Source organism: Oceanospirillum sediminis (assembly GCF_014164585.1).
In the GTDB taxonomy this organism is placed as follows: domain Bacteria; phylum Pseudomonadota; class Gammaproteobacteria; order Pseudomonadales; family Halomonadaceae; genus Oceanospirillum; species Oceanospirillum sediminis.
Window position 1 is genome coordinate 1 of sequence record NZ_JACJFM010000072.1, and the last position, 3483, is coordinate 3483.

The window sequence follows — 3483 nt, forward strand, 5'->3', positions numbered from 1 at the left end:
TTCTTTTCAGAACCCGAAGAAGATTTTGCATTACTTCCAAGAACAGCCCCAGAACCGGAAACCCGACTCAGAGCTGAACCCGAACGCAATGCATCTTTCACCCCAGAATGACGGGGACTCTGAATCACCTTTAATTATCTTCGTAGCGATTATCTACCGTGATGATAAAGAGATGCCCGATTGTTCCTAACCCACCAAAGCGATTACAAGCCGGAAGCTCTCTACACTTGACAGCCAAACCCAGACGATCCAACACCAACAGTGCACGTTTTTTTCTATGAGTGTCAGACACGTTACCGATGGCACAATCCCTGCTGATATGATCTGTTCTAGCACCGGGATTGTCTAATAGGTAAGCCAAAAGCCTAGCCAGTGCATCGGATGCATCAGATGCAACAACACTGATAGCAATGTTGCGCTTTACGTGTTCGGGCAGGTGATAATGCTGTTTCAGAAGATTAAGCTTTGACCGGGAGTCAGTCAGGCGCTGTGTTAAATGTTCGACAAATCGGGCTTGTTCGGTAAATTGCATTGCAGCTACTCCAAATATCATAATATTAAAACCAACGGTATTAGACATTGGTTTAATGGCATAAGAGGCAGTACAGCTTTACAATGCGCGGAAGTCGTGTGTACGCTTCTTGTAAGTGCTGCACAAACAAAATCGCTCGGTCGTGGTAGCCGGGCTTTTTTGTGCCTAAAATTTATGTAAAGCCTATTTTACACTAATCTCTCCCAGTCTCCAAATTAGACACAGCTCTTAACTCAATACTGCCCCAAGACTTTCAGCGCCTTCTTAATTTCGACCTTAATCGCTCCGCCCTTATTTGCTGGCAAAGTAAGCCCATGCTCTAAATACCTGATCACCTGTGCCAGTTCTTCAGGTGACACCCGGCCTGATTCTGCCTGTTCCTGTTTTATTCTCTCCTTAGCCTTTCTGACAGTCAGGTCGCTAACCCCTAACGCTCTGGCTAATGCTCTGCCACTGGTCAGAACTTCATAAACTCTTTCTTGCTTGTTCATCGGTGATTTATCTCACTGAGTCCTGATAATCTCCCATTATATAAGTATCAGGGCAATGGTGTATAACTCACATAGCTGTCTATTATTTTATAAGTTTATAGACGGTCCGGAACACACTGTATGCACTGTCTATAAAGTCCATATTCGGGATTAATGGACAGGGGATTCTATTAATTGAATTAGTAAACAGTCTTTTAAGGACTCTCAAAATTATCTGAGATGCGAACCAACCCCGCGAACTTTGCGAACTGCGAACCTTGGTAAACCCTTAGTTTTTTGACCAGTATCATCACGCGTATATGCGTCTAAAAAGTCTGGTACACCTAGCCCTTTTCTTACCCTTGAGGTAGTCCCGCTTTTCTGGCCCATAGGTTCACCCACAATACGGCCTTGTTACGCTCCTGATCTGTTCTGGCTGTTATCTGCCGGTCTACGGCTAAACTCATTCTTTTCTGTGCGTACCACTGTCTTTGCGCCTTGCTAATCATCATAAAAACCTCGTATTTATCGCACTGAATCATGATAGATGCCTATTATACCAGCTCTCTGATGAATAAATATAACGCACCAATACCAGAGAACAACCGGCATAACTGACAGGGCGTTCACTCATTTGAAAAGAGGGCCGGGAGTGATTCGGTATTAAAAGGTTAGGGAGTGTTAAGTTAAACATTGTGAATAATCGCACTGAATGGCCTGTATGACGTTTTTCAGGTCTAACCAATACCTAACCTAGAACGGCCTATACAGAGAAATACAGGAAGTTAGCAAAGGTCAACAATGGTCAGCAGGTTAAACAGGTCAGGTCACACCCACCAGATCACATGATCCAGACATACGAACAGACGATGATGCAGATGCCGTCCACTGAGCTACACCAGGACAATGAATATCATCAAGTCAGCAGGACATAACCACCGTACCAACCACCACCATCACCACACCCGGATAGCCCTACTCCACTTATAAGGTCAATAAGGCCACAGGTCACGCCATACCTAGCTTGCAGCATGACACCACCTGATCCAAATAACCCACCAGCTCACATGATCCAGACATACGAACCGACGACGATGCAGATGCCGTCCACTGAGCTACACCAAAATAATAAAAGCGTTTTACAGGGCGCGATGACCTAACTTATTGCCTGATAATTATTACCACGCGCATTCAGAAACGTGCTTGCCTCACCCCTTAACAGCGGTTACCGCTTCGCTGCATGGCTTCGCCATTGGATACGTGATTTAAACAAACAGGCCAACAATGTAATTTATTGAACAGTCATACCCGGAGGTATTTCGGGAGCTGTCATCCATCGCATTACACCATCAACTCCCCTCGTCTCAAATAAGTCCAATATGCGGCTTTCTGCATCATGGGCAACAATTAGCTTCCACTCTTCACGATCCAGAATCTTAATCAGCTTATCCGGCTTATCCTCACCCTTTGCTGCATCCTCATCCGAGGAAACAGACACACCTAACAGCTCTCTCAGACCCCGCCCCCAGTAAAGCTGGCTCTTTCCATGAAACGCCTTAACATACTCAAGAAAAAGAGCTTCGGACTGCCTGCAACCATCCGCTGCAAGTTCGGCCAGGTGGAATGGGTGACGACCAGATTTCTTACCTTTTTTCGTCACACCTTTCGCCATCTCACGGTCAACGCCCCAGTGATCCGTAGAATCCTGCTTTGCAAGGTAATCAGATGTAGAACACCAACCCTTCACATCAACCGCATGATCATCAAAGCCAGCACCGCCAGCCTCAAGCAAGCCAGCACTTTTACAAGAGGAACGCCACATAGGAAGCACCAAGCCACGTATATAACTCGCATCCACATCAGCAGATACAAACCACAACTCGTGAACATGCGGATGCCAGCCAGATTTCTGACTATGAGTTACCTCAAGACTTCTGATCAGACCCTTAAATCCGGTAGCTACCTTAAATTTTGTAGCCCTGTCACCGCTTCTCAGTAAATACAACGCTCTCGCCTGAGCACTTAAAAGCTCTTCTAAAGACTGCTTTCTGGTATGCGGGAAAGTCAGTGTAACCATGACCGGCTGTAATCCGAGCTTATAAGCAGAGGCCATACCTTCTGCAAGCTCCACTCTACGCACCTCTTGAATTCTCGCAGCACAAACCGGACACGCCCAAACAGAACCACAGGTAGCCAGTCCACCGTAGTAATGCTTACCTGTCTTTGAAGATTTTTTTACATGAACTAAATCAGAAATAGGAGTGTGACCGCAATGGCCCACACGATGGAAGTTACGAGGATACTTTAAGCCTTCTTTGATTCCAGCACGAACGACAGACCTTTGAACATCTTTCCTCAGAGAAAAACGCTTATGCCTTGCCTCTCGTGCCTTCTTTTCAGAACCCGAAGAAGATTTTGCATTACTTCCAAGAACAGCCCCAGAACCGGAAACCCGACTCAGAGCTGAACCCGAACGCAATG

General features: G+C 46.0%; 3 protein-coding genes. All 3 read right to left on the reverse strand.

Annotation, left to right across the window (positions count from 1 at the left end; genetic code table 11):
- Positions 1-130 precede the first annotated feature (130 nt).
- A complete protein-coding gene (locus tag H4O21_RS23865) occupies positions 131-580 on the reverse strand; it encodes a hypothetical protein (RefSeq protein ID WP_182812320.1) in 450 nt (149 codons plus the stop codon).
- 185 nt (positions 581-765) lie between these two features.
- A complete protein-coding gene (locus tag H4O21_RS23870; RefSeq protein ID WP_182812323.1) occupies positions 766-1023 on the reverse strand; it encodes a helix-turn-helix domain-containing protein in 258 nt (85 codons plus the stop codon).
- A 1270-nt stretch (positions 1024-2293) separates the two neighbouring features.
- Positions 2294-3483, reverse strand: a 1190-nt coding sequence (locus tag H4O21_RS23875; RefSeq protein ID WP_182812324.1) for a protein rep, incomplete at its 5' end; no start/stop codon positions are given.